This is a genomic window from Vibrio ordalii ATCC 33509 (genome assembly GCA_000257205.1).
GTDB lineage: Bacteria > Pseudomonadota > Gammaproteobacteria > Enterobacterales > Vibrionaceae > Vibrio > Vibrio ordalii.
Map to the genome: position 1 here is coordinate 1 of AEZC01000012.1, position 26,408 is coordinate 26,408.

At 46.2% G+C, this 26,408-nt stretch carries 26 protein-coding genes and 1 tRNA gene; 5 read left to right on the forward strand and 22 right to left on the reverse strand.

Features of this window, described 5'->3' with window-relative positions:
- The 3 genes from VOR_RS0100685 to VOR_RS0100695 all read right to left on the reverse strand — a co-directional run.
- On the reverse strand, positions 1 to 683 hold a 683-nt coding region (locus VOR_RS0100685), incomplete at its 3' end, for a BCCT family transporter (RefSeq protein ID WP_010317150.1).
- Complete coding sequence (locus VOR_RS0100690; RefSeq protein WP_010317152.1) at positions 670 to 1,569, reverse strand: homocysteine S-methyltransferase family protein; 900 nt, start codon at positions 1,567 to 1,569, stop codon at positions 670 to 672. The genes VOR_RS0100690 and VOR_RS0100685, both read right to left, overlap by 14 nt.
- A 214-nt stretch (positions 1,570 to 1,783) precedes the next feature.
- Positions 1,784 to 3,115: a ferredoxin reductase family protein gene (locus tag VOR_RS0100695; protein ID WP_010317154.1), complete on the reverse strand. Its 1,332-nt coding sequence runs from the start codon at positions 3,113 to 3,115 to the stop codon at positions 1,784 to 1,786.
- Between the two features lie 331 nt (positions 3,116 to 3,446).
- Here VOR_RS0100695 and VOR_RS0100700 point away from each other — a divergent pair, with 331 nt between their 5' ends.
- On the forward strand, positions 3,447 to 3,860 hold the full coding sequence (locus VOR_RS0100700; RefSeq protein WP_013857204.1) for a VF530 family protein: 414 nt from the start codon (positions 3,447 to 3,449) through the stop codon (positions 3,858 to 3,860).
- Positions 3,861 to 4,115: 255 nt separating this feature from the next.
- On the opposite strand, the gene VOR_RS0100705 is transcribed toward VOR_RS0100700, so the two are convergent.
- The 9 genes from VOR_RS0100705 to VOR_RS0100745 all read right to left on the reverse strand — a co-directional run bounded on the left by VOR_RS0100705 (position 4,116) and on the right by VOR_RS0100745 (position 13,878).
- Entirely contained in the window at positions 4,116 to 4,556 is a 441-nt protein-coding gene (locus VOR_RS0100705) for a TM2 domain-containing protein (RefSeq protein WP_010317157.1), read from the reverse strand.
- Positions 4,557 to 4,654: 98 nt separating this feature from the next.
- The gene (locus VOR_RS0100710; protein WP_010317159.1) at positions 4,655 to 7,903 is read right to left on the reverse strand and encodes a type I restriction endonuclease subunit R; all 3,249 of its coding nucleotides are present in this window, start codon (positions 7,901 to 7,903) and stop codon (positions 4,655 to 4,657) included.
- Positions 7,900 to 8,916 (reverse strand): Fic family protein, encoded by a 1,017-nt coding sequence (locus VOR_RS0100715; RefSeq protein ID WP_010317161.1) that lies wholly within the window; start codon positions 8,914 to 8,916, stop codon positions 7,900 to 7,902. The genes VOR_RS0100710 and VOR_RS0100715 overlap by 4 nt, the downstream gene beginning before the upstream one ends.
- The gene (locus VOR_RS18980) at positions 8,916 to 9,047 is read right to left on the reverse strand and encodes a hypothetical protein (RefSeq protein WP_286118349.1); all 132 of its coding nucleotides are present in this window, start codon (positions 9,045 to 9,047) and stop codon (positions 8,916 to 8,918) included. Before VOR_RS18980 ends, VOR_RS0100715 begins: the two co-directional genes overlap by 1 nt.
- Before the next feature lie 57 nt (positions 9,048 to 9,104).
- A complete protein-coding gene (locus tag VOR_RS0100725; RefSeq protein ID WP_010317163.1) occupies positions 9,105 to 9,554 on the reverse strand; it encodes a type II toxin-antitoxin system death-on-curing family toxin in 450 nt (149 codons plus the stop codon).
- Positions 9,554 to 10,576, reverse strand: a complete 1,023-nt coding sequence (locus VOR_RS0100730; protein ID WP_010317165.1) for a hypothetical protein — start codon at positions 10,574 to 10,576, stop codon at positions 9,554 to 9,556. Before VOR_RS0100730 ends, VOR_RS0100725 begins: the two co-directional genes overlap by 1 nt.
- Positions 10,573 to 11,886, reverse strand: coding sequence for a restriction endonuclease subunit S (locus VOR_RS0100735; protein ID WP_010317166.1), 1,314 nt, complete (start codon positions 11,884 to 11,886; stop codon positions 10,573 to 10,575). The genes VOR_RS0100730 and VOR_RS0100735 overlap by 4 nt, the downstream gene beginning before the upstream one ends.
- The gene (locus tag VOR_RS0100740) at positions 11,876 to 13,594 is read right to left on the reverse strand and encodes a class I SAM-dependent DNA methyltransferase (protein ID WP_010317167.1); all 1,719 of its coding nucleotides are present in this window, start codon (positions 13,592 to 13,594) and stop codon (positions 11,876 to 11,878) included. The genes VOR_RS0100735 and VOR_RS0100740 overlap by 11 nt, the downstream gene beginning before the upstream one ends.
- 207 nt (positions 13,595 to 13,801) lie before the next feature.
- Positions 13,802 to 13,878 (reverse strand) — tRNA-Arg (locus VOR_RS0100745).
- A gap of 201 nt (positions 13,879 to 14,079) precedes the next feature.
- Here VOR_RS0100745 and folD point away from each other — a divergent pair.
- On the forward strand, positions 14,080 to 14,940 hold the full coding sequence (folD, locus tag VOR_RS0100750; RefSeq protein ID WP_010317168.1) for a bifunctional methylenetetrahydrofolate dehydrogenase/methenyltetrahydrofolate cyclohydrolase FolD: 861 nt from the start codon (positions 14,080 to 14,082) through the stop codon (positions 14,938 to 14,940).
- A gap of 214 nt (positions 14,941 to 15,154) precedes the next feature.
- Here the strand turns inward: folD and VOR_RS0100760 are convergent, their stop codons facing one another.
- The 4 genes from VOR_RS0100760 to VOR_RS0100775 all read right to left on the reverse strand — a co-directional run bounded on the left by VOR_RS0100760 (position 15,155) and on the right by VOR_RS0100775 (position 18,861).
- Complete coding sequence (locus VOR_RS0100760; protein WP_010317169.1) at positions 15,155 to 16,360, reverse strand: NupC/NupG family nucleoside CNT transporter; 1,206 nt, start codon at positions 16,358 to 16,360, stop codon at positions 15,155 to 15,157.
- Between the two features lie 218 nt (positions 16,361 to 16,578).
- The gene (locus VOR_RS0100765) at positions 16,579 to 17,526 is read right to left on the reverse strand and encodes a LysR family transcriptional regulator (RefSeq protein ID WP_010317170.1); all 948 of its coding nucleotides are present in this window, start codon (positions 17,524 to 17,526) and stop codon (positions 16,579 to 16,581) included.
- 61 nt (positions 17,527 to 17,587) lie between these two features.
- Positions 17,588 to 18,556, reverse strand: a complete 969-nt coding sequence (locus VOR_RS0100770) for a lytic murein transglycosylase (RefSeq protein WP_010317171.1) — start codon at positions 18,554 to 18,556, stop codon at positions 17,588 to 17,590.
- A 23-nt stretch (positions 18,557 to 18,579) separates the two neighbouring features.
- Positions 18,580 to 18,861: a YcgL domain-containing protein gene (locus VOR_RS0100775; protein ID WP_010317172.1), complete on the reverse strand. Its 282-nt coding sequence runs from the start codon at positions 18,859 to 18,861 to the stop codon at positions 18,580 to 18,582.
- Positions 18,862 to 19,060: 199 nt separating this feature from the next.
- On the opposite strand from VOR_RS0100775, the gene minC reads away from it, so the two are divergent.
- From minC to minE, 3 genes are read left to right on the forward strand one after another with little or no spacing between them, the layout of a single operon-like run.
- Positions 19,061 to 19,723, forward strand: a complete 663-nt coding sequence (minC, locus tag VOR_RS0100780; RefSeq protein ID WP_010317173.1) for a septum site-determining protein MinC — start codon at positions 19,061 to 19,063, stop codon at positions 19,721 to 19,723.
- A gap of 19 nt (positions 19,724 to 19,742) precedes the next feature.
- Entirely contained in the window at positions 19,743 to 20,555 is an 813-nt protein-coding gene (gene minD / locus VOR_RS0100785) for a septum site-determining protein MinD (RefSeq protein WP_010317175.1), read from the forward strand.
- 4 nt (positions 20,556 to 20,559) lie between these two features.
- Positions 20,560 to 20,826: a cell division topological specificity factor MinE gene (gene minE, locus VOR_RS0100790; RefSeq protein ID WP_010317176.1), complete on the forward strand. Its 267-nt coding sequence runs from the start codon at positions 20,560 to 20,562 to the stop codon at positions 20,824 to 20,826.
- Between the two features lie 74 nt (positions 20,827 to 20,900).
- On the opposite strand, the gene rnd is transcribed toward minE, so the two are convergent.
- The 6 genes from rnd to tsaB all read right to left on the reverse strand — a co-directional run bounded on the left by rnd (position 20,901) and on the right by tsaB (position 26,407).
- Complete coding sequence (rnd, locus tag VOR_RS0100795; protein WP_010317178.1) at positions 20,901 to 22,016, reverse strand: ribonuclease D; 1,116 nt, start codon at positions 22,014 to 22,016, stop codon at positions 20,901 to 20,903.
- Positions 22,017 to 22,113: 97 nt separating this feature from the next.
- Positions 22,114 to 23,808, reverse strand: coding sequence for a long-chain-fatty-acid--CoA ligase FadD (gene fadD / locus VOR_RS0100800; RefSeq protein WP_010317180.1), 1,695 nt, complete (start codon positions 23,806 to 23,808; stop codon positions 22,114 to 22,116).
- A 102-nt stretch (positions 23,809 to 23,910) separates the two neighbouring features.
- Complete coding sequence (locus VOR_RS0100805) at positions 23,911 to 24,765, reverse strand: alpha/beta fold hydrolase (RefSeq protein ID WP_010317182.1); 855 nt, start codon at positions 24,763 to 24,765, stop codon at positions 23,911 to 23,913.
- A 2-nt stretch (positions 24,766 to 24,767) separates the two neighbouring features.
- Complete coding sequence (locus VOR_RS0100810; RefSeq protein WP_029626776.1) at positions 24,768 to 25,331, reverse strand: Slp family lipoprotein; 564 nt, start codon at positions 25,329 to 25,331, stop codon at positions 24,768 to 24,770.
- A 15-nt stretch (positions 25,332 to 25,346) separates the two neighbouring features.
- Positions 25,347 to 25,652 (reverse strand): hypothetical protein, encoded by a 306-nt coding sequence (locus VOR_RS0100815; protein WP_010317186.1) that lies wholly within the window; start codon positions 25,650 to 25,652, stop codon positions 25,347 to 25,349.
- 53 nt (positions 25,653 to 25,705) lie between these two features.
- Positions 25,706 to 26,407: a tRNA (adenosine(37)-N6)-threonylcarbamoyltransferase complex dimerization subunit type 1 TsaB gene (gene tsaB / locus VOR_RS0100820; protein ID WP_010317188.1), complete on the reverse strand. Its 702-nt coding sequence runs from the start codon at positions 26,405 to 26,407 to the stop codon at positions 25,706 to 25,708.
- Position 26,408: the final 1 nt, after the last annotated feature.

The following is a 26,408-nucleotide window of genomic DNA, read 5'->3' on the forward strand; positions in this document are numbered from 1 at the left end:
ACAATGATTGCGCCTTGTAAGCCAAGGCTATTCTCAATCTGTAACAGCTCTGCCACACCGGCGCTGACCAAGGTCACAGTTAAGGCCAGCGAGCTAGCAAACGCGGCCAACGTACCAAAAATCGACAATAGATCGATACTTTTTGCCACCAAAGGATGGTCACCCACTACCGAAGAACACAAACTGGAAACTTTTAACGTGCGCTTTTTTTGTACATAAAATGCGTAAGCAAACGGAATCGCTGGAAAGCAGTAAATCGCCCAGCCTGTAATGCCCCAATGAAAAATAGAGTAGGTAACGGCCCATGCCGCAGCAGGATAACTATTGGGCTCAGCAAATAACGGCGGAGATTGTAAGTAATACATCGGTTCACCTATCGCCCAGTAAATGAGTGACGCTCCAACGCCAGCGGTAAAAATCATCCCACCGTAAGAAAAATTACTGTATTCGGTCTTTTCTTCACCTAAACGAATGCGGCCGTATTTCGAACACGCCAGCCACAGTAAAAAAACCACTAACGCCAAACTTGCCATCTGTACTAACCAGCCAAACCAGTGACTCACCCAGCCCATAGCTTGCGCCGCCATCGCTTGAGAGATGGCTGGATAAAGCGCAGACACCGTTAACAAAACAAGCACTAACGCAATCGCAGGAAAAGCCAATCCATAATTAAGATTTTTCAAAACTGCGCCTCCATTCATAAAGTGCTTGAATATGGCGAGGGGTGATGCCGCAACATCCGCCGATCACGGTTGCACCGAGGGCATACCACTGCTTGGCAAATGCGAGATAATCTTCTGCACTAAACTCACGCATGGCTTGTACGGTTTCGTTGGCAGCGTGATCCGATTTAATCGGCGTAAAACTGTTTGCATAAACGCCGATTTCAATCTTTTGCGCTCGGCCTTCCAACACGGTTTTCGCCTGTTGAATGGCATCAGCCATCACCTCAGGTATTGAGCAGTTAAAGAAAATGCCCGCCCCACCCGCAGAGCAGATTTGTTCTGCCGCTTCAGAGACCGACTGCCCAGAACGCAATTGTGCGATATTAGTGTCATCTTTCAGAGTCAGTGCGTAATAGCAAGGCTTGGTTGATGAGGCAAACACCGATTGAATCATGCTCAACTCTTCTAAACTGGCAATCGTCTCCGCCAACCAGACGTCCACATAAGGATCTTGTGCTTGATACAAAGTGAGTGAAATCGCTCGCGCGACTTCGGCTTGAAAGAGATCAGGCCGATAGCTTCCCATCGCCGGTGGCATAGAACCCGCCACTAAAATCGGACGTTCTGACTGTTGTGCTACTTCCGCAGCAATCTGCGCGGCTAAGCTCGCCAACCTTGCACCATCGGTTTGATATAGTGACTCGCCCAAGTGAAAAGGGACACACGCATAGCTATTCACCGTGATGATGTCGGCACCGCTATCAATAAATCCTTGGTGAGCTAAACGAACATGTTGTGGAGATTCAATCAGCGCTTGCGCGCTCCAAAGTGGCTGAGAAAAAGGAGCGCCAATTCTTTTTAATTCACGCCCCATGCCACCATCAAGAAGGGTTAATTTGCTCATAATATCGTATCCATAATGCTTTATTGGTCAGTGCCATTGAAGCATACTGTGAGCAAGATCATAGTGAATAACATTGAAGTGCAATATGAATTTTATTCAAGTAAGTGACTTGATTTATCTATTCTTTTTCGCAAGGTCATTATCTGTTATTCAGGCTGTCATTCGTGCTGTCATTCGTAAAAAACATTGGGCTTGGTCATTTCACAACAAATACTCAACGCATCATAAACAACTCTTCATGGAACTGAGTTTCAACGTCTACATGGTAAGGCTTCAACGCCTGTTTTAAAGTCCGTGAAAAGGCAACATGGCCACAAAAGAAAAACTCAAAACCGCTTAAATCACCACACTGGCGAGCAATAGTCTCGGCAGATAAATGCGGGTCAATGCTTGAATCAATCACGGTGAGGGAGACACCCGCACGCAATGCTTTCTGCTTAAGCTCATCACACAGGGCTTGCTCTGCATGGTGGCAGCAGAAAAACAGATAAGTAGCCGGATGCGCTTTTACCGTATGTAAATAATCTAACCCAGCCATAAATGGAGCGATGCCGACACCGCCACCAATCCAGACTTGTGGCCTATCACTATAAAACTCAAATCGTCCATATGGGCCTTCGACCTCAATCGGCTCACCCACGGTAATTCTCTTGTGAAGGCCAGTGGTAAAATCGCCAAGCTCTTTAATCAAAAATCGCAGCTCATTAGCCTTATTGTACGAAGCAATAGTAAACGGATGTGGCTCTTCGCCAACAAAACTCAAATAAGCAAACTGCCCTGCTTTATGTCCGGGCCAAGGTTTCTCCATCTTAATTCTTAAATCTAACGTTTGGCTCGCTGCGCAGTAGTGGCATGCGCTAATCTTCGCTGAATAACGTGCATTTCGGCCCACAAATCCAAGCAAACTGTAGATTGCTGCCGCCGAGCCAAGCGCAATAAACATCAACACTAACCAATAAATCGGCCAGCCCCAATACGCCTTTTTCAACAATAATACCGAATGCCCAGCCAACAAAAGGTACACCACCGTCATCAAACGGTGCGATAAACGAAACGGTTTGTATTTAATGGTTAGCCACAGTGATACCCCCACCAGCAGCAATAATGAGTAGAACCCCCACTCGCCAATGGCTAACCCAATCGGGCGCATCTCTTTTACCCAAAGCGCAAAACCCGACAAGTTCCCCTGTGGGCCAGAGCCATTGAGCAGATTAGGTTTAGTCAGGAGCTCAAGTGCGATCATCCATTTCGGTATCTGGTAACAAAGCCAGTGAAATAAACCAAGCAACGTAGCCGAAATGCCCAGCCATTTGTGTATCCGATAACCTTTATCGATTCCTTGTGTCCACTGTTCAACAAGGGGCAAACGAAGCGCCAGTACCATAGCCAATGACATCGCCACAATGGCCAAAATGCCTGACCACTGGATAAAAGCCGATCGCCATTGAAACAGGTTTTGAGACACAAAAAACGTTGGCTCGGCCTGTATCCAGAGTACCGAAACCACGGCCATAATCATTAAAACCATTTTGCTTGCTCTGTTCATCACAATAACCACTAAAATAGAAAGGTTATATAAGAGTAACAATCACAACGTAAAGTAGATGAAGTAACAAGTAAATCTGTGTAAAGACGGCAATCCAAGCTCTTTAAGCGCTTATCCTTTTCATTGAACGAAGAGAGACCGGGCCGAACAAACAGTGTTGAACTTCCGCACGATAATCTTAGGGAGGGTCACTGAATTCTGTTAGAATGCGGCCCCTTCAACTAGCGTGTCGAGAAATGTTGATCCGTAAAAGCACGCGGTTTGAAGATAAAATCAGCGCAAAACATACACCTCAACTGGCCTCAGTGAGCGAACTACTTAGGAACTCGTTATGATGACTGAAGAAGAAAGAATTGAATTACAAAGAAATAACCCATTACACGGTCTTAAGTTGGAAACTTTATTGCAAGAGCTCGTGGATTTTTACGGTTGGGATATTCTCGATACGGCGATGCGTTTTAACTGCTTCCATACCAACCCATCGGTTGCCAGTAGCGTGAAATATCTCAATAAAACCGATTGGGCGAGAGAGAAAGTAGAAAACTTCTACCTCTATCGCTTCAAACGTATGCCACGCGCTTCAGCTGAAGAGTATGATCTGCCACCGCGCGCGCGCACTTTCCCACACGGCCTTAAACCTAAAGAGCCCATGGAGCTGACGGTTGATTCCATTTTAAACTCACAGGCTAAAGCGGCTTCTGCCCATAAAGAGCGTTCCGCACGTAACCGTTCGTTTCGTCGTTAAAAAGCGATATACCCAAACAACTTGGAGTTGTAGGTAGGCGGCAAGTGAGTGAGTCCCCATGAGCATAGGCAAACTATGTGATTGGGGTGAACGAACGTAGCCAACACCACTGCAGCTTCAAGTAGGAAGGGGATAAGTACAAGGACACCGAATCTAAGCCCGTGCGCCATAAACGTAAAACCCAACCTTGAACTTAACATTTCAAGCGTTGGGAATTCGTTTTACAGACGGATTAAACGTCAAAATATCAGCATCTTAGAACCAATCTTTACGTCCAGTCACATAGGTTTTCTCAAAGTCTTCATCTGATTTAGTGAGATAAATAATAAACTCAACAAAAGCGATGATACCGACAACGATCGAAGGCAAACCAAGTAGTACAAAACCCAATAAGAATGCCAGCAACATGATGAAGCCTTGCTTGGTATATCCTAAGTAAAACTTATGTGCACCTAGCGCCCCAAAGAAAAACGCAAGCAACGCGGCGGTAATTTTTTTCGAAGAACCTACGCTAGCAGGTATCAGATAAATAGCCTTCGCTTGTTCATTTTCCACAGAAAAATCTACAGCCATTCCTGATTTAGGCAGTGCCCCTGTCTTCCATTCATTCATGTTGAGTGGATAGCGAACCCCGTCTTCGCCGGAGATTAACCCAGTTCGATCCAACTCGTTGAAATCGATTATGGTGCCTTTCATTTACTTATACCTCAAATAGTTAAGAGTAGAGTATTGTTGTCAAACAACTAAAATATGCGCAGCATCTGCCACGCGTTGAGTGCTGGACTGGACATTGATTACTGATACCACCCATCTGCCAACACTTCGGCTTGCTCTAGCACCAGCTTAATCGCTTCTTCTGCGGCATCGGGTGGGTACTTCCAGCGGCGTAATAAGCGACGCACTAAGTTACGCATCCGCGCCCGCACGCTTTCACGTTTCTGCCAGTCTACCGTAGCAGAATTACGCAGTTGGTGAGTCAGTTCAATCGCCAGTTTGCGTAAGTTATCATCGCCTAAGGTGCGTACTGAAGCTTCATTAGCGATCAGCGCGCGGTAAAAGGCGATTTCATCCGGAGTGAGATTAAGCTTATCCATCATCTCTGAATCGGCTTGCATCTCTTTCGCCCACTGGATTAGCTCTTCAATCACCTGCGCGGTTTCAATACTGCGGTTATGGTACTTTTGCAGAGTCGACATGATGCGTTCTGAGTATTTCTTCTCTTGCACCACATCGTTTTTCATCCGCGCTTTCACTTCATCACGCAGCAATTTTTCCAGTAACTCCACCGCAAGGTTGCGCTCTTTCATGTGCTTCACATCTTCAAGAAACTCTTCGGAGAGCAAACCTATGTTTGGCTTATCCAGCCCCACGGTTTTAAAAATGTCATCCACGCCATCGGCCACAATCGCGTTATTGAGGATTTGGCGCAGGGCAGAGTTTCGCAGCTCATCACTGCGCTTTTTATCGACCGTCGAGTACTTCAAAAAAGCGGTTTTGATTGCACCATAGAAGGCGATTTCATGGCGATAGCCATTCACTTCATCCAACGTACTGCACAGCGAGAAGGCTTTCATCATCGCCGCCATCACATCAAGAAAACGGCGTTTACCATCGCGAACTTGCTCACCTTTGCTGTTCCGGTGGCAAAGCCCTGAGATGTGGTTGACTGCCCCCGGCAGCAATTGCAGCGGCCGAGTTTCAAAATCAGGGCGATAGTTAAACACCTCACCATCCACTGGCGTGGCAAACATGCCGCGGATAATATCGATTTTTTCCATGAAGACGGCGAAAGCTTCAGCGGTATCAACGGTCGGTTTGCCTTTGCCTTGGCTATTGGTGTAAGTCTTGAGGGCGTTTTTAAGCTCATTTGCAATGCCAATATAGTCGACCACCAAACCGCCGGGTTTATCCTTAAAGACTCGGTTCACCCGGGCAATTGCCTGCATCAGGTTATGACCTTTCATCGGTTTGTCGATATACATGGTATGACAACATGGCGCATCAAAGCCCGTTAGCCACATATCTCGCACAATCACCAATTGCAGTTCGTCATCGGTATTTTTATACCGTTTCTCAAAGAGCTTCTTGGTTTTCTTATCATGAATATGCGGCTGCATTTTGGCCTTATCAGCGGCGCTGCCGGTCATGACAATTTTGATTGCGCCTTTGGCGGGATCATCGTTATGCCACTCAGGTTTAATTGCCACAATCGCATCGTATAAATCGACGCAAATCTCTCGGCTCATGGCGACAATCATCGCCTTGCCCGGAAAGGTTTCACAGCGAGTGGTAAAGTGCTCAACGAGATCTTTCGCTACCTGTTTGATTCTTGTCTCGGCACCCACCAGTTTTTCCAGTGCTGACCATTGTGATTTTATTTTCTCGCGACTTTCCGTTTCTTCGTCTTCGCCAATTTCTTCCTCAACTTGATCGTTAAGCGCTTCGATTTCATCTTGATTAATATCGAGCTTGGCGAGGCGCGATTCGTAGTAGATAGGCACAGTTGCGCCATCATCGACCGCATCTTGAATATCGTAAATGGAAACATAGCCACCAAACACACCGCGAGTATCTTTATCGTCTAGCGATATGGGTGTGCCGGTAAAACCAATAAAGGCCGCATTGGGCAGTGCATCACGCATGTACTTGGAATAGCCATACACATAACGCTGGCCGACAACATGGCCATCCTCGTCTTTGACATCGACCAAACGTGCTTTATTGCCATACTGACTGCGGTGCGCCTCATCAGACACCACCACGATATTCGAGCGCTCTGAAAGGATAGGATGCGCCGTTTCGTCATCGAGCAATGCAAACTTTTGTACCGTAGTGAAGATGATGCCACCAGACTGACGATTGAGCAGTAACTCGCGCAATGCATCACGGTCGGTGGCTTGTTGCGGGATTTGCTTTAAGGTTTCTTGCGCCATAGTAAAGGTGTTAAATAGCTGACCATCTAGGTCGTTACGGTCCGTCACCACCACTAAGGTTGGGTTATTCATCTCCGGCTGTTGCAGCAACTTACTGGCGTAGCAGACCATCGAAATGCTTTTGCCGCTGCCTTGGGTATGCCACACCACGCCGGCTTTTTTGCTTCCGGGCACCACCGTATTTGCATAATTGGCTCGTGGTTCGGTTACTTGGTCAGAGGTTGTGGCCGCGATGACCGTCGCTTTCACCGCAGCACGCACGGCATGGAATTGGTGATAACCAGCGATTTTTTTGATGATAGCGCCTGCGGCTGGATCGCTATGGCCGCCATCATTTTCGAACAGTACAAAGTAGCGAATGTAATCGAGCAACAATTCTGGCTTAAAGAAGCCACGCACCATGGTTTCTAGTTGGAATTCGAGTAACGGCTTATCGTCTTCGTCCTCGATGGTTTTCCATGGTAAAAAACGCTCTTTGTTCGCGGTAAGCGAGCCGACTCGCGCCGTCCAGCCATCAGAAATCACCAGCGCTTCATTGAATGCAAACAGATCGGCGATCTCTTGTTTGTAGGTTTGAATTTGATTGTAGGCATTCCAAATATCGGCGTGGTCATCGGCGGGGTTTTTCAGCTCGATCACCGCCATCGGCAAGCCATTGATAAAAACAATCACATCGGGTCTGCGATTGCCTTTGCTGCCCGTGATGGTGAACTGATTGACCACTAAGAATTGGTTATTCTCACGGTTGTCAAAATCCATTAATCGAACATGAGTATGCTTGGTCACCCATTGTTCTTGCTCCATTACCGAGTATTCAACAGGCACACCTTCGATTAAATATTGGTGAAAGAGTTTGTTGTTTTTAATCAGTACAGGCGTTGGCGGCGTGGCAACGGTTTTCGCCACTTCGATTAAGGTGTCACTCGGTACAGTAGGGTTTAAGGTTTCCAATGCCGACACTAACCGCGCTTGCAGTGTAACTTGCTGATAGTTTTCACGCTCGGGCGTGTCGCCATCCGGTGCAATGTCATAGCCATTTTGGTATTGGTAGCCAAGCGCTTTAAACCAATCAAGGCAGAGCTGTTCTAGCTGGTCTTCTGTAATTTTCATTGTTGTCCTCGTTTCAGCTCATTACCTAAATCGGTGAGTCGGTAACGCTGCGATCGGCTTCTTGGCTTACTAGGCTCGGTCATTTCTATATATCCAGCTTCCAAGGCTGGTTTTAGGTATCTAGCTGTGAATGATTTACGGTCTTTCAACAGACATGCGCTCTGCAATTGCTCGCGGCTCATCTCCCCATCGATGTGACTAAGCAGCAAACTAACTTGGGGGGTATCATGGGGGCTTACTTGAGGGATGTTCTTCGTCTTGGCTTGCTCTAGCTCAAACAAAGCTTGCTTTATCATCCCCAACATAAACTCGATAACGGCACGGCTGTCTGTTTCAGCCGTGCTTTGATTAATGGCTTGGTAGTATTCCTGCTGATGCTGATAAATTAAATTCTCTACGGGTAAAACTGCAAATAGTGGTTGCCAATGGCTCAGTATCAACGTTTGCCAAAGTCTGCCCATTCGGCCGTTACCGTCAGAGAAGGGATGAATAAACTCAAACTCGTAATGGAATACACAGCTTTTAATGAGTGGATGATCATCACTGGCTTTTAACCAAGCGAACAAGTCACGCATAAGCGTTGGAGTGCGATCAGCAGGTCGCGCCATATAGATCACTTGACCATCCTTCATCACGCCAACACCACTGTTTCGATATTGCCCTGCCGAATCAATCATCCCCATCATTAAGCACTTGTGCGCGGCCAGTAAATGAGATTCAGTTTCAGGATGCCAATTCGGTAGCTTCTCGTACACCGCAATCGCATTCTTTGCTTCTTGAACCTCTTTTACGGGTGCCAGTACCCGTTTACCAGCGAGTATAGCGGTGACTTGCGCTTCCGTTAGCTCGTTACCTTCAATAGCCAATGTTCCGTGAATAGTACGGACTTGGTTTATGCGCCTTAAACGTAGGTCAATGCCTTGTGAGTGAGTCACAGAGATCTTACCCAACCGTTCACTGATGTCAGCGACTAGCTTTAGTATTGGGTTATTGATGGTAAATGGAGGCTGCATTAGTTTTTCCACCAACGGTTCGCTGATTTTTGACGTTTCTGAGTTAACGAAGTTAGGTGCCAAGGAACATGCCCAACCGCTGGTTGGACAATTGGGTCATATTCAAAATCAGGCTTATTGGCTAAGGTCATGATTACCCCTACTGTGTCTCTAACTCGATTTCGCCGGAAAGCAATTTAGGAAAAGCTTCATTCATCGTTGTTTTCCTCAGTGGCAATAATTATCTTGAGCTTCAATGCTTCTGGGTAGTCATCGTCCATGATGATTGAAGTAATGATCTCTTGTAACAACACTTTATCTATCTTATTTTCAGCAACCCACACAACAATATTCTCCATTTCAAAAACAAACTTCTTGAGGCAATAGTCATAACCGTTAACCTCTAAAAAGTAAGCCCCTAAAACTAAGCTTGAACGTTTATTCCCATCATTAAACGCGTGAAACTTATTTATGGAGAAAACCAAATGTGTAAGCTTTTCTTCAAGATTCGGGTAATAAAGGTCATTCTGAATATGATCAAGCACACTTTCTAACTGCCCAACATTCTTAGTCCCCGACAGCCCACCACTGTGATCAATGATCCAATCATGAGTTTTTACTGCGTGCTCAACATCAAAATAAAAGAGAGGTAAAGTCATTAGCGATCCTTCAAGCGCTTGAGAACATCTAGTGTTCTCGTATCTTTCAACTGCTCTTCCAAAGAACGACTTTTGTCTCCAAGAAATTTATCAAAATCACTTTGAGGCACTGACTGTACATAATGTTCTAAACGTTGATGTAAAGCCGAACGGAACCCTAGATCTCTGCTCGCCATTTTAGTTCTTGCATCTTCGATCTGAGGTTTCAAATAAGGAGTTCTACTCGCTTTTTCGATGATAGAGTCAAGCTCGACAGGTAATAGCTTCCGGCCTTTTTCTTGATATTCTTGCTCCATTTCCTCCGCGAGACCATGCTCAAAACTTGCGATAACATTAAGCACTTCACTGTACATGGTGTCACGTGTCTTATCCTTGTCGGCGAGTTTCAAAACTTGCTTATACTCAGCAGCATTACCCAAAAAGACAACTTGATATATTTTATCGGTATAAATCGCATATTTGTGATTGCCCATTTCTAAATAATCTCGAAGCGCATTAGTGAATTGCTTTCTGTAGCTTTCTTCTTGAAATGATGACGGCAAGTAATCCTGATCTCTTTGGTTGACATACTTAGTATGCCCCCCTGCTTTCTGAGCAATAACATCAATAACAATGTCCAAAATTCGACTTCGTATGGCTTTTGCTCTTTCACTTTCAGTGACTAACATAGTCAAGTTTAGAAATGCTTTAAAATCGAACAACCCTAAACTAGATGCTTTTGGATCAATCATCCGACCGACATCAGTGTCGCCCGCATAGCGTAACTTCATGTTTTTAAGGGCTTTCCCTTTAACAATTTGATAGCCACTTGCCTTTAACTCACCATCATCCTTAGCCAAATAGCGTTCAACTGTGCGTTCATCAATCGCTAACAAGCTTGCCACTTGTGCTTTCGTGAAGACAATCACGCCATCTAAAACTAACCCAGATAAATCTAAATGCTCCTCCAACTGAACTAAAGCATACTGATTATTTAAGATATTCTGTCTTGCAACCATCGAGGTTGTTAACTCAAGGTTCATATTAAGGCTCCTGATAAACTACGGTCTTCTTCTAAATTTACCTCTCCTGATAAGAGCTTAGGTAACAGAGTATCCCGCAATGCAGCAAGAGTTCGATTCTCACTACCGTGGCTCTTAATCATCTGCATATTTGGAGCAACAAACGCATCAAACTTTTCCAAGATAGAAATCGGAGGAATAGCAAATGGCATTGTTTGAACAGTTTGAGCTTGTGCTCTCTGACGCCCACTAGTACCTGTCATACCTTGAATAGCAAACTTCCTAAACGGTTCAAATCGAGCCATGTAATAGCTGAAATATTTGTAGCTATCTGACTTAGAACGCATAACGATATATTCCGTAGAACCCCAACCAACTTGTCCATCTTCAAGGAAATCTACGTGTGCAGTCTTACCGTTTTCAAGACATGGTGTGATACGTGCTAACAGAGAATCACCGTTCGTGAATTTAGTGCCACTTCCCATTTCACGGTCATAAATATCCAACGCAAGATGACCAGAAGTCGGCATATTTTTCATATCTAGATAAGGCGCAGCGGTGCCTTTTTTGAGAGTTCGCTTAGGATTAAAATCCATCAAGTCAGATAGGTCACCGACTTCCCAACCTTCAGGAATCAAACCCAACTCAGACTCAACAAGCTTTTCTGGGAATAGCGAGGCAGTAGCCGCATCCATTCCCTCTGGTTGCTCGCCATTCATCTTGGCTTTGACTGGATCGAAATCGACAAACCATGATTTGAAGATGGCTTGCGCCATTTGTTCTAGGGTTTGGTTGGTTTGAGTATTACAAACTAATTTATTACTCAAAGACTTCAGGACTTGGGATATTTTTTTCTGCTGATGTAGTGGCGGTATTGGCAAGCTAACTTTTCTAAGCTCACTCTGTTTTATACCTTTAACAGTTGAACCTGATGCACGAGACTCTAGTTGATGTTGGACGAAATCGCTCTGTAGAGCACAAAGAAGGAAGTCATTATCCAATAATCCTTTCTTCCCTCTAAGTGTCACTATTCGCTGGGCAAGCGCTACGATCGAACTTGTTAATTGTGCGGTTTCACCTAATGGGGCTTCTGTAGTTAAAACCACATCACCAACTTGTGGTAGCCCACGAACCATCCATGAGTCATAATTGTCTTCTGCAATAAACTCAAACGGTTCGAGAACATACCCACCTTTCACGATTTTTGCTGTGATTAGAGGTATTCCTGACTCGGTTTTCTTCGGTGTCTTGCCTCGGTAATCAATAATCGCATCCATAGCATCTTCTAGAGTGACCAACTTCCAGCCACAAGGTAGGTTATCAAAGCTCATAACCTAACCCCGCTAGGTTCTTCTTGATCTCAGCTTCTAGCGTTGCTGACTCTGCAAACTGCTCACTCAATTTAGTGGTTAGCGTTGCCATTTTTTCAGCAAATGGAACACCATCATCTAACTCTTCAGTCGCGCCAACGTAACGCCCCGGCGTTAATACAAAATCGTGTTTCTTAATCTCTGCTAAGGTTGCGGATTTACAAAAACCGGCTTGGTCTTGATACGTCACGCCATTAACCGCTTCACCGGTTTTCCATGCGTGGAAAATATCTGCCACTTTCTGGATATCATCAAAACTTAAATCACGCAGTACGCGGTCTTTCATATAACCAAGGTTACGCGCATCAATAAACAGCACTTCGCCTTTACGATCACGAAGCTTACGACCCGCTTTATCAGTACGCGCTTTTTTATTCTTGGTTAAAAACCAGATACAGGCCGGAATTTGCGTGTTGGTGAACAGTTGCCCGGGCAGCGCGACCATACATTCGACCAAATCGTTCTCAACCAAGGCGGCGCGAATTTCCCCTTCGTTATTGGTGGATGAACTCATCGAACCATTAGCCAGCAGTAAAGCTTGAGAACCATCAGGGGCAAGGTGGTAAAGCATATGCTGCATCCACGCGAAGTTGGCATTACCTGAAGGCGGTGTGCCGTATACCCAGCGCGGATCGTTATCATCAACACCAATGTTCCATTCTTTCATATTGAACGGCGGGTTAGCCATGATGAAGTCAGCTCGTAAATCAGGGTGTTGGTCGTTGGTATAGGTACTGGCGGGCTCTTTGCCAAAATCGTAATCCAGCCCACGAATCGCCATGTTCATCGCCGCCAATTGCCAGGTGGTGTAGTTGTATTCTTGCCCGTAAATCGAGATTTTCTGCTTTTGCGTCAGCGGGTCGATCTCTTTTTGGTTAGCATAGCGCTCAATAAATTTATCCGATTGGACAAAGAAGCCGCCGCTGCCCATCGCTGGGTCATAGACACGGCCTTCAAATGGCTCAATCATCTCTACAATTAGGGTTACGATGGAGGCAGGCGTATAAAACTGACCGCCTTTTTTGCCTTCAGCCAGCGCAAACTGACCTAAAAAGTATTCATAGATATGGCCAAGAATGTCTTTGCTGCTGAGCGACTGGTGATTAAACGGAATGGTCGCAATCAGGTTGATCAGTTCATTGAGCTTGGCTTGGTCGATTTTAAGGCCTGAATAGTGTTTGTTGAGTACGCCCTTGAGTTTGGGGTTATCGCGCTCAATCCCTTCCAGTGCGTTATCAATTAAATGGCCGACTGAGGTGATTTTCTTGGTGATTTTTTGTTGGTTTGCGCCCTCAATCACCAGCTCTGCGCCGCCAATCACACGCGGTGCGTTATCTTGCAGGAACGACCAGCGGGATTCCGGCGGTAGCCAGAACACGTTTTGCTCTTGGTAGAAATCGCGCTGCTCTAGCTCTATCACGATCTCTTCGGCCAGTTCTTCTGGGGTGAAATCTTGCGGGTCTAAATAGTATTCGTGCTCTGGGTTGGTCAATTCAGCTTTGATTTCCTGCTGGCGCAAGGTAAACGCATCCGAAACGTATTTGACGAAAATCAGCCCCAGCACCGCATGTTTGTATTGTGACGCATCCAACGCGGCGCGCAGTTTATCGGCCGCCGTCCAGAGTTTGCTTTCTAGCGCTTTGAGGTATTGTTGTTCTTGTTGGTTCATTGCAGATTTCTTAAGACACGAAAAATTGCCGATATGATACCAGTGGAAGCGCAAAAATCCTCGCTTTATGACTGAGTTAAGTGTGGTTTTATGAGATAGAGAGCGCCTTGTGAGTAATCAAGAACGAATAATCCGTTTGCTTTGCGGCTAGCTATCGCGCAACAAAAAGGGCGCAGCAAGTATTAGCTTGCTGCGCCCTGAAATAGATGGCGCGCCCTGTAGGATTCGAACCTACGACCACATCCTTAGAAGGGACGTGCTCTATCCAGCTGAGCTAAGGGCGCGCTACAGGGACAGGATTATACGAGTTGAACTCCGTAAATCAATCGCTTTCTCTAAGATTCGGTTTCAAATGCCTAAAAAACTGCCATTCGGTAGCCGAGTGTCGAAAAACAGAACAAGGCAAACGTTTGCTTATAGATGTTACTTTAAATATCTGCGACAATGCGCCCAAAAATATTTGCGACCAATGTGTAAGGAAAGCCATGACTGCTCAAAATATTGATGGGACACTCATCTCCCAGACGGTTCGCTCTGAAGTAGCGGCGCGGGTAAAAGCTCGCACTCAAGTGGGCCTTCGCGCTCCGGGGCTAGCGGTGGTGCTGGTGGGAGAAGATCCTGCGTCACAAGTGTATGTCGGCAGCAAACGTCGTGCTTGTGAAGAGGTGGGTTTTGTTTCTAAATCCTATGATCTTCCAGCCACTGCTGGCGAAGAGGAGCTACTGGCGTTAATCGATAAGCTCAATGCCGACCCTGAAATTGACGGCATTTTAGTGCAACTGCCCTTACCTGCCGGGATTGATACAACCCATGTGCTTGAACGCATTGTTCCTGAAAAAGATGTCGATGGTTTTCACCCTTACAATGTGGGCCGTTTAGCCCAGCGCATTCCTAAACTGCGCTCTTGTACGCCCAAAGGGATCATAACTTTGCTTGAGCGCTATAACGTTCAACTGCGTGGTAAACATGCGGTGATTGTGGGCGCATCCAATATTGTCGGCCGACCAATGACATTAGAGCTGCTACTAGCAGGTTGCACCACAACCACATGCCACCGCTTCACGAAAGATTTAGAACACCATGTTCGCCAAGCTGATTTGTTGGTGGTGGCCGTTGGTAAACCCAATTTTATTCCCGGCGCATGGATTAAAGAAGGTGCCGTGGTGATTGATGTGGGCATCAACCGCTTGGAGTCAGGCAAGCTGATTGGCGATGTCGAGTACGATGTAGCGCGCACCAAAGCAAGCTTGATCACCCCGGTTCCGGGTGGTGTCGGGCCAATGACGGTGGCCAGTTTGATTGAAAACACCCTGTTGGCATGCGAGCAATTTCACCCCAACAACTGATCTTGCTCATTACTGCTTACTGCTATTGATTATTGCTATTGGCTATTGATAGCCATGAGCGGCGAGCGAAAAAGAACCCCAGCATTGCGCTGGGGTTTTTTAACGAGCTAATGTTTAACGAGCTAATGTTTAACGAGCTGATGTTTAACGAGCTGATGTTTAACGAGCTGATGTTTAACGAGCCAGTTTTTAACGATGAATAGAAACGCAACGTTTATAGCGACAAAATAACCCCAGCAAGCGCAGCACTCATCAAGTTAGCCAACACGCCAGCGCTGATCGCTCGAAAACCATATTGAGAGATGAAGCTGCGACGCTCTGGCACCAAACTGCCCAAACCACCGATCAATACTGCCATGGTCGAAATATTGGCAAAGCCGCACAGAGCAAAAGTTACAATCGCTTGAGAATGTTCACTGAGCGAATCTTTTACGTCCATCAATTGGATAAAAGCGACAAACTCGTTCACGACAATTTTATTACCAATCAGTGAGCCTGCCGTCATCGCTTCGCTCCATGGAATGCCCACCAGCCACGCAACTGGAGCAAATAGGTAGCCTAAAATCAACTCAAAACTAAGGGTTAAGCCAAACAGACCGCCCACCCAGCCCAATAGGCCGTTGAGTAGCGCAATCACACTGATAAAGGCCAGTAACGTTGCCCCAACCGCAACCGCGATACGAAGCCCAGACATTGCACCATCAGCTACGGCTTCAACCACATTGGTTGCTTTTGGTATCTCAACCTCTTCATTGGCCACCTGCTGACTTTGCGCTTCGGTTTCCGGCAGCAAAATTTTCGCCATCAACAAACCGGCTGGAGCTGACATAAATGCCGCCGCAATAAGATAGTTAAGGTTAACGCCCAGTGAGGCATAGCCGACTAACGTACCGCCCGCAACCGAGGCTAAGCCACACGTCATCACCGCAAAAAATTGCGAATCACTCATGTGCTTTAAATAGGGCTTAACCACTAACGGCGCTTCAATCATGCCGACAAAAATGTTCGCCGTGGCCGACAGTGACTCTGCGCGCCCCGTGCCCAATAATTTTTGCAAACCACCGCCAATCAAGTTAATCACTTTAGGCATCAAACCAATGTGATACAAACCGGAGATCAAAGCAGAGAAGAAAATGATGATGCCAAGCACATTAATCGCAAACACAAAACCAACGCTGCCATTGGCTAAACCGCCAAAGAGAAAGCCAATTCCCTCTTGCCCATAATTGATCAAATTCGATACCGCACCCGTGACACTGTTGAGCACTTCTTTCCCCATGGGGACATACAGAACCAATAGTGCAAAGCCTACTTGCAATAAAAAAGCGAGCGACACGGTTCTAAATTGGATGTTTTTTCTATTGGTAGAAAGTAGCCAAGCCGTAAATAAGATGGCGACGACGCCAAGTAATGAGTTCATTTGCTGTCAATCCAGATAACGGGGATAGGAAAGGCGCGCATTCTATCGTGCGAAAATGAATGCGCAAGTCGCAAATGTTACAGAGGTGTGCTTAACAGTAGCAGCCTTAATCTTCTATTTTCAATCTGTTGATTTGTAACAAGCTAAACGATTGCCTAGGCTTATATTTTCCATATAGAAAATATGTTTCTGAGTTGGGAAATAATAAACCGTGCTCATTACGCTTTTGTAAAACGGATGTAAGGCTCTAATTGAGTATCCCAATAGCAAGGTGTACCGATTAAAGCCTTGATAAATTCAATCACGGCTGAGGTTTTCTTCGGCATGTGTTGCCGGCTCGGGTAAACCGCATAAAAAGGCATGCTTTGATTTGCGTGCCAATCTGGCAGCAATTGGATCAGTTTACCGGTTCGAAATTCATCTCGAATTAAATAAGTCGCCAAGTAAGCAACACCCCACCCTGCCACGGCGGCGTCACGCACGGCTTCGGCTAAATCTACCGAATAGTTACCCGACACATTGATGTTGATTTTTTGCTCTGGATTGGCAAACGACCAACGGGTGTAATCTCGCTCCCAACTACGGTAGATAAGACAGTTGTGACCTAACAGATCACCGGGTGTCTGAGGGGTTGAATGGTTTAATAAGTATTCCGGTGACGCGGCAACCACAAACTGGCAATCGGCGAGACGTTGCGCCACGTAACCTTCGGGTAGATGCTCGTTGTTGGTCACCCACAAATCAAGCCCTTCTTCGAGCATATCGACTCGATAATCGAACAAATGCACTTCCACTTGCAGTTTGGGATAGCGCTGACGAAGCGCCTCCAGTGCTGGCAAAATGTGCAAAGAACCAAACGACTGTGAAAGACCAAGCTTAATCAGCCCAGACACCTCATCACGCTGGCTTTCCACTTCAGACTGCGCAGTATCCATCAATCCAACGACCGCAGTACAATGGCGATAAAAAGCCTCTCCAGCCTCAGTTGTGGTGAAGCTGCGCGTGGTTCGCTGAACGAGCTTCACCCCGAGCGAGGCTTCCAGTAAGGCCAACTGCTTACTGACATGCGATACCGATACGCTTAAGCTTTTGGCCGCAGCGGTAAAGCCTTGATGTTTGATTAACGCGGCAAATATCACCATTTGCCCTGCACGTTCAACTAGCACACGTTCTCCAGAAATAGCAAAGGGCTCATGATGAGCCCTTTGCGTTCAATTAAGGTTCAAATCAATAGGTAATTCTATCCGCCAAATGGCTCACCGCGAGCGCAAAATAGTATGAGCGATTCCACTTCATCAACACATTATAGTTGTTGTATACCAAGTAAACGCGGCCATTTTCATCATCTGGCATGATAAGCCAAGCTTGAACCTTGTCTAAATTAGGCAGTGGTTTACCTTCGTAACGAGTAATACCGAGCTTGTTCCACTCTCTCAGTGACTTCCCTTTTTCTGGTTGTCGCCCTTCTAAAGTGCGGTCAAACCCAGGCGGAACTTTAACTTGACGTCCCCAAGTGTATTTGTCATCCCACCCCGATTGGCTGAGATAATTGGCCGTCGACGCGAATACATCTTCCTTTGAGCGCCAAATGTCTTTTTTGCCATCGCCGTTACCATCGGAAGCGAACGCCAAAAACGAACTCGGCATAAACTGGCATTGGCCCATCGCGCCAGCCCAAGACCCTTTCATCTCATCGGCTTGGATATGACCCTGCTGCAGAATTTGCAACGCGGCCATGGTCTCTTTGCGGAAAAATGCTTCTCGACGACCGTCATAAGCCATGGTCGTCAAAGCATCTATCACACTAAAATTACCGGTAAAAGCACCAAAGTTACTTTCAACACCCCATAACGCAACGATAAAGCGCGGCTGCACGCCATACTGCTCGCCAATGCGGCTAAGCTCGGCATAGTGCTTTTCATACAGCGCCTTTGCTTGCTTGACTTTCCATTCAGGAACCGCACGCGGGATATACTCATCCAGCGTCAGTTTCTTTTCTGGTTGATTGCGATCGGCCGTCACGGCGCGTGGTTTATGTGCCACATTTTTAAACGCATCGGTTAAAATTTGCTCTGAAATGCCTTCACTGCGCGCTTGTTGCTTCAAACCTTCCACATACTGCTCAAAACTAACCTCATTTGCCATCAATGGCGTGGAGAGGCTTAATCCCAATACCACTGACAAGAACTTTTTCAAATCACCCTCCTTGAGCTGAAAACTTAGCTTTCTTTTTGCTGAGCCTTTTGCTGCTTATATTGCTCTAGTAAATTTTGTGGCGGTGGCGGTAACTGCAGGAAAAAACCCTCATTTTTCAGAGATTCTTTCACTTTATCAATGTTAACTTGGGCTAATGTACGCCCTTCCAGTTTCACGACCATGACTAAAGTAGGTTTACCGAACATCGCCATTAGTGTGTCAGGAACCTGTGAAAAGTCATCCTTTTTAGTAACATAGAGATAGGCACCTTCTTTTTTAGCACTTTTATAGATAGAGCAAAGCATGACAAACCTTTTATTGTAATAAACTGGCTTTTCGAGCCAATTAAGTTAGAAACGTTAAACTTTTACCAAATTTGAGATTAAAACAAACATTTGACCGCAAGATAACTTGCTGAGCTAAGTCAGGGAATATAACATGACAACCCTAGTTTCAGGCAACGCCCTTTCTAGTGAAGCCATTAGTTATTGAGGTCAAAATAAGATGTCGAATACTCCTGACCTAAAAGGTAGCAGTTTTACTTTGTCAGTGTTACACCTTTGCGACAGTGAAGTTGCCAATACCGTTGAGTTTCTCAAAGAAAAAGTCGCCCAAGCTCCTGCTTTTTTTGCCTCTGCACCTGTGGTGATCAATATTGCTAAAGTGATTGGCGATATTGATTTTTCGATACTGAAACAGGGCATCACTGAAGCGGGAATGATCCCGGTCGGTGTGACAGGTTGCCGTGATAAACGCAGCCAAAACTTAGCCTCAGAAGCTGGCTTTGCCGTGATGGCGGCAAGCAAATCGCCCTCTCAAGCACCGGCTCAAATAGCGCCTACCAAGGTGATTAGCACGCCCATTCGCTCTGGCCAGCAAGTGTATGCCAAAGATAGTGATTTAGTGATCCTCAATCACGTCAGTGCGGGGGCCGAAGTGATCGCCGATGGCTCGATTCACATTCATGGTTCACTGCGCGGAAGAGCCATTGCCGGTGCCAGCGGCCAAACGGAAGCAAAAATTATTTGCCACGATTTACAAGCAGAGCTGGTCTCCATTGCTGGAAATTATTGGCTTAGCGATCAAATTGAAAGTGAGTTTTGGCAGAAGAAAGTGATGCTGAGCATGGTTGATGATTCACTGCATTTTGAAACGCTTACGATTTAAAATTAACAAGGAAAACATAATGGCACGCATTATTGTTGTAACGTCAGGAAAAGGCGGCGTTGGTAAAACGACCTCAAGCGCAGCAATTGCTTCTGGCTTGGCTTTAAAAGGTAAAAAGACAGCGGTGATCGATTTTGATATCGGTCTGCGTAACCTTGACTTAATCATGGGTTGTGAGCGCCGCGTAGTGTACGACTTTGTCAACGTCATCAACGGTGAGGCAACACTTAACCAAGCGATGATCAAAGATAAACGCACCGAGAACCTATTTATTCTACCCGCTTCACAAACTCGTGATAAAGATGCACTCACTAAAGAGGGCGTAAAACGCGTTTTGGATGAGCTTGATACAATGGGCTTTGATTTCGTCATTTGCGACTCACCAGCAGGTATTGAACAAGGCGCGTTGATGGCTTTGTACTTTGCTGATGAAGCGGTTGTAACGACTAACCCTGAAGTCTCTTCTGTGCGCGACTCGGACCGCATTTTAGGGATTTTGGATTCCAAATCAATGCGCTCAGAGCAAGGGTTAGAACCTGTTAAACAGCACCTTTTATTGACCCGATATAACCCTACTCGTGTGACACAAGGTGAAATGTTGAGCGTGGAAGATGTCGAAGAAATTTTGCATATTTCCTTACTTGGCGTGATCCCAGAAAGCCAAGCTGTGCTTAACGCTTCCAACAAAGGTGTTCCGGTTATTTTTGACGATCAGTCAGATGCAGGCCAAGCTTATTCTGATGCCGTCGAACGATTATTAGGGCAAGAAGTCGAGTTTCGTTTTCTAACGGAGCAGAAAAATGGCATCTTTAAACGACTTTTTGGGGGTTAATATTATGTCTTTACTTGAGTTTTTCCGACCACAAAAGAAAACGACCTCAGCAAGCCTTGCCAAAGAGCGTTTGCAAATTATCGTCGCCGAACGTCGTAGTGAAAATGACCCTGCACCGACTTATTTGCCTCAATTGAAAGAAGACATTCTCAAGGTGATCGCTAAGTACGTCGCGGTTGACCCTTCGATGGTTGAAGTCTCTTTTGAGCACAAAGATGATGATATCTCTGTACTGGAATTGAACGTGAAACTGCCAGACGAAGAAAAGTAATCCTTATCATAAAAGAGCCTGCAAAATTGCAGGCTCTTTCTCTTTACTAAACCAACTTTACTAAACCAACTTTACTAAACCAATTTGTTGAGCCGTTCACCGAGAATAGGTAAACGCCAGCTCTGCATCACATCCGGCAATTGCGCGGGATCCCGCTCTTTCTTCCATACCCAACTCAATAGCTGATTGAGCTGTTTTTTAGAGGCTAAAAATTCAGTCGCTAAACCCGTGGTTTGAGACACTGATTTGACTTCATCTTTCAACCGTTTAAACAGCTGTTTATAGCCGGGATAGTCCATCAAAGGGTCGATTTTAGGTGGGTATTGATCAGCCGGAGTCTGCTGGCCCGCTTTCACCAATGCAATGATTTTGGCACTGTGACGTTGAATCGATCTCGGATCGGCCCCTGCATCAATCATACGGCTTGCACTCGTCAATCCCAAACGAGCGATAGTCAGCAAATCTGTCTCTTTGACCACAAAATTGAGCGCCAAATCACGGCGTACCGCCTCTTCGTAGCGCCAAGTAGCTAAGGGTTTGAGAATCGCTAATTCTTGCGGTGTTAGTTGCCATGCCCCTTTAATATCCAAATAGGCCAAATCCGGATGAGTCTGTTTAATGCGTTTGACGCTCAATAGTTCAGATTCTTGCTGCGCCGCTTGCCACCAGCCCGCCTGCGTCACTTTATCGAGTAATTTCTCGTAAATCGGCAGCAAATAAAACACATCGGCGGCAGCGTAATCCAACTGCTTTTGCGATAAAGGCCTTGCTAACCAATCAGTACGCGATTCACTTTTATCAACTTCAATCCCTAAGAATTCATTGACCAATGCGGCAAATCCGGTAGACAGTCCATGGCCGAGAAAGGCCGCCATTACCTGTGTGTCGACCATTGGAAACGGTGTGCAGCCAAATGCATTATGAAACACTTCGAGATCTTCACCACACGCATGCAGCACTTTGAGCACGGAGGTGTCTTGCAGTAGCTCGACAAAAGGGGCCATGTCATCAAAGGCAAGTGGGTCGATTAAAGAGAGGTTTTCACCATCATAAAGCTGGATCAATCCGAGCTGTGGGTAAAAGGTACGCACTCGGACAAACTCGGTATCGAGCATCACCACATCAGCATCTCGCGCGGCAAGACACGCACGTTGTAGGTCGTTAGGTTGGGTAATTATTTGGTAGTTCACTAATGGCTCACTTTGGGCAGCCCTACGAGAGGGGACATAAAAATGCCGACGGTTCGAGTCGGCATTCTAACACTATTTTTTCATACTGACTTGATGCTTAGGCACGTTTTGCTTGCTCAATGGCGGCATCATTTTCTTCACGAAGTACGCGGCGTAAAATTTTACCCACGTTACTCTTTGGTAAATCTTCCCTAAACTCAATCAACTTAGGCACTTTATAGCCAGTCAAATGTTTACGGCAATGGGTAATGATCTCATCTTTGGTTAAGCTTGGGTCGCGTTTAACCACATAAATTTTGACCATTTCACCAGACACGTCATGAGGCTGGCCGATAGCGGCCACTTCTAATACTTTGCCATGCAGTGCAACCACATCTTCAATCTCATTAGGATAGACGTTGAATCCAGAGACTAAAATCATATCTTTCTTGCGATCGACAATATAAACCATGCCTTGCTCATCAAACTTGACGATATCGCCTGTAGAGAGCCAACCATCGGCATCAATCACTTCTTTCGTCGCTTCCGGTCTTTGCCAATAACCTTGCATCACCTGTGGGCCACGCACTTGCAACTCACCGACTTGATCATAAGCCAGAACTTTGCCTTCATCATCAATAATTCGCACTTCGGTTGAAGGAACGGGTAAACCAATGGCTCCCGAATAATCACTTAAATCATAAGGATTACCTGTCACCAATGGCGCACATTCAGTCAAACCGTAACCTTCAATCAGGTGGATACCCGTCACTTTTTTCCACTGTTCAGCCACCGCGCGCTGCACCGCCATACCACCACCAACAGAAAGCTTAAGATTTTTGAAATCAAGCTCATGGAAATCTTCGTTGTTGACCAAGGCATTAAACAGCGTGTTCACCCCCGTAATGGCGGTAAATGGGTACTTTTGCAGCTCTTTGACAAAGCCCGGAATATCGCGTGGATTGGTGATAAGTAAGTTACGCCCGCCCATTTCAATAAATAGTAAGCAGTTTACGGTCAGCGCAAAGACGTGATAAAGCGGCAATGCCGTGACGACCAATTCACGTCCTTCGGCCAATACTGGGCCATATGCCCCTTTCGCTTGGAGCACATTCGCAATCATGTTGCGGTGGGTCAGAATTGCCCCTTTTGCCACACCGGTTGTACCTCCGGTATATTGCAAAAAGGCAATGTCGTCGCCAGACATAAAAGGCTTCACATACTGTAAACGGCGACCTTTGTGCAATGCCTTACACATCGAAATGGCACCAGGTAAGTCATATTTTGGCACCATCCCTTTGACATATTTCACAACGAAATCAACCAACGTCCCTTTTGCCCTAGGTAACATCTGTCCAAGGCTGGTCAATACCACATGTTTGACTGACGTATTTTCAACAATTTGCTCTAAGGTATTGGCAAAATTCGAGACGATGACGATCGCCTTTGCATCGGCGTCATTGAGTTGATGTTCCAGCTCTCGCGGGGTGTACAACGGGTTAACATTCACCGCAATCAAACCGGCTCGTAATACGCCAAATAACGCGACTGGATACTGCAGCAGGTTAGGCATCATTAAGGCGACACGATCACCTTTTTTCAGCTTCAGCTCATTTTGCAAATAGGCGGCAAATGCTCGGCTGCGCTCTTCCAGTTTGCGAAATGTCATGACCGAACCCATATTCATAAAGGCTGGCTGATCGGCGTATTTATGAACCGATTGCTCAAACATTTCGACTAAAGAGAGGTACTGATCAGGGTTGATGAGTTCAGGTACGTCAGTTGGATAGCGTGAAAGCCAAGGTTTATCCACGGTAATACTCCTCGTTATTGGCGGCTGCTCTACGGCGATATTTTAATGCTCGCTATTACAGCACAGCCAAAGCGCTTGAGCACGAAACACTCAAACACTTGTTTAAATTTTGTTAACTAAGCCAAAAATTAGTTCGGCGACTTGTGAAGGTTGCTCAAGATGGCAATGATGACCACCAGCAAGAGTGAATATCTCTTGCCGATCATCGGCTAAATCACCTTGAGCAGTTCGTAACTCAGAAAAACCGTGTGTACCGAGAATCACACGTTGTGGGCATTGGATGTGCGCCATTATGTGCTGAGCATGCTCATACGACATGCGATACAAGGAATCGCTGTTTAACTGTGGGTCATGACGCCAATACCACTCATCATTGCGCAGCTCAACCCCTCGCACAACGATGGGCTGGATCAAGGCTGCTTCTAACTGGTTGACTTCGGCTCGGCGAGCAACAGCGTATTCTAAGTTCGGTAACCTACGACGAGGCTTACGCCGGATCCGCTGGCGGCTAAGTACGCCATTGCGCAGCCTAGCCACACTCTCTAGTGGCGATTCAGCCAATGGAGCAACCCCTTCAATTTGAACTAATCCTGCGACTTGCTCAGGAAAGGCGGCACTATAGCAACTTGCGATTAAAACACCAAGGGAATGCCCTACGATCACTAACCTGTTTGGCGATAAGTTGAGCAAAAATGAGTAAATATCATCAATATAGTCATGAAATGGGTAAAAATGACCGTCGGCTTTATGGCTTGAAAGGCCATGTCCCGGTAAATCGATTGCGCAAAGGTGTAACTGTGGATCAAGGTGACTTAACGCTTTGATAACGGTAAGAAAACTGGATGAATTATCTAACCAGCCATGCAAAAAAACGACCGATAAGTCGGCCGTTTGTGCGTTTCCCACCTCTTGAGTCGCAATCATTCCTTGCGTAAGAGAGTACTGTTTTTGTTGCATCGCTATTTCACTTCTTGTACCACGCGCCCTTCACGAGCACCAATGTACATTTGACGACAATATAAGCTGTGGCAAGGGTACATATAAGTACCGAGATCATTCACGACCACTCTTTCTTCAACTCGCCATAAATGTAGCCCTTTTACGGCCATGGTTGGGAAAGTGTATTCAAACTCACCTACTTTGGCTTTTTCTGGAGCAAGGCTGGTTCCCACTAGCGTCACCAAACGATCTTTCGCATAAGCCACTGGGTCAACAAACCCGTCAACATAGCCAACAAAACGCCCTTGCGGCTCGCGGTCGATATCCGGTCGGCCTGATGAGCTAATCGGCAAATTGACTATTTCAATCCGTGTTTTATCCGCCAAATTAGTCACACTGGCGATGACGCCGCCCAGCCGGACTTCATCTTGCTCATTGGTTGGCGTATTGACCCAAGTGGCGTAATCGGTGATCACGGCCTCACTACTGGCACGAAGATCATCCGGTAAGCTTGAGCACGCACCAAGCAACAATGTGGACGATAGAAGCAGTAGCGTTTTAGAAGTGGAAAAAGATCGCATCATAATGACCTTGTTGGATTAGATGTAGATATCGACCCCAAGCAGTTGAGCAAGTTCCTCTTTTTTTGCTTGGTTCATCACGTCCATGTACTCTTCCATCGCCTTTCTTGCTCGGCCTTCTGGAAGATCGTATTCCAGATTAGCCCGATGAATCTCTGATGGATCGACATGACGAATTGAATGAGAAACAGCATTCGCCACCTTAGTAGGTTGGCCTACTCCGGTTTTGGCATCGCTTTTCTTTACCCCATTGTTCTTATTTGCGCGATTAGCCCTATTGCTACCGGGCACTATCGCAGGAGGTAAACCGTTAATTGAAACCATACTGTTCCTATTCAATTAGAGCAAGACGAATGCAACGCCTTGCCTTTCACTGATTATTCTCGGCCCGGTAACTTCTTCCAAGCCACGTTATCACGCAGGTAAACAGGGCTCGACTCTTCCACTGTTAGCGTGTTTACTTTGGCAAACTCATACTGAGCAAGAAACACCATATCCTGTGCATCTGGGTACAATACTTCACCCATTTGACATGAGATAGGCAACGTATCTAACTCTTCTTTATAAGCCGCCCAACCGGTTCCAGCGCAGCCCCAAGTGATGCTGTCAGCTTTGATTTGCTCAGCAAGAGTATTAGGAGCAATGACGCACTCTGCATCTATCTCTTGCCAAGAACCATCTTCTTGACGTGTATAACGACCCCAGTAAATCTCACTCATTCTGGCGTCAATTGCACACGCCACCTGTTGGTAACCCTGTAAACGATAGCTGCCTTGCGCCATCGCTGCCAGTGTCGAAATACCTATCATAGGTAAATCAGCGCCGAACGCTAAACCTTGTGCAATTCCAATGCCAATCCGTACTCCGGTAAAACTGCCCGGACCACGGCCAAAGGCTAGCGCGTCTAGTTCCTGTAAGGTGATGCCCGCTTCTTTGAGAACGGAATCCACCATGGGTAGAATTTTCTTGGTGTGATCGCGAGGGGCAACTTCACTGCGAACGTACAGTTTGCCGTTCATCATTAAAGCAACAGAACAGTTCTCTGTTGCTGTGTCTAAGGCAAGGATCTTTGCGCTCATT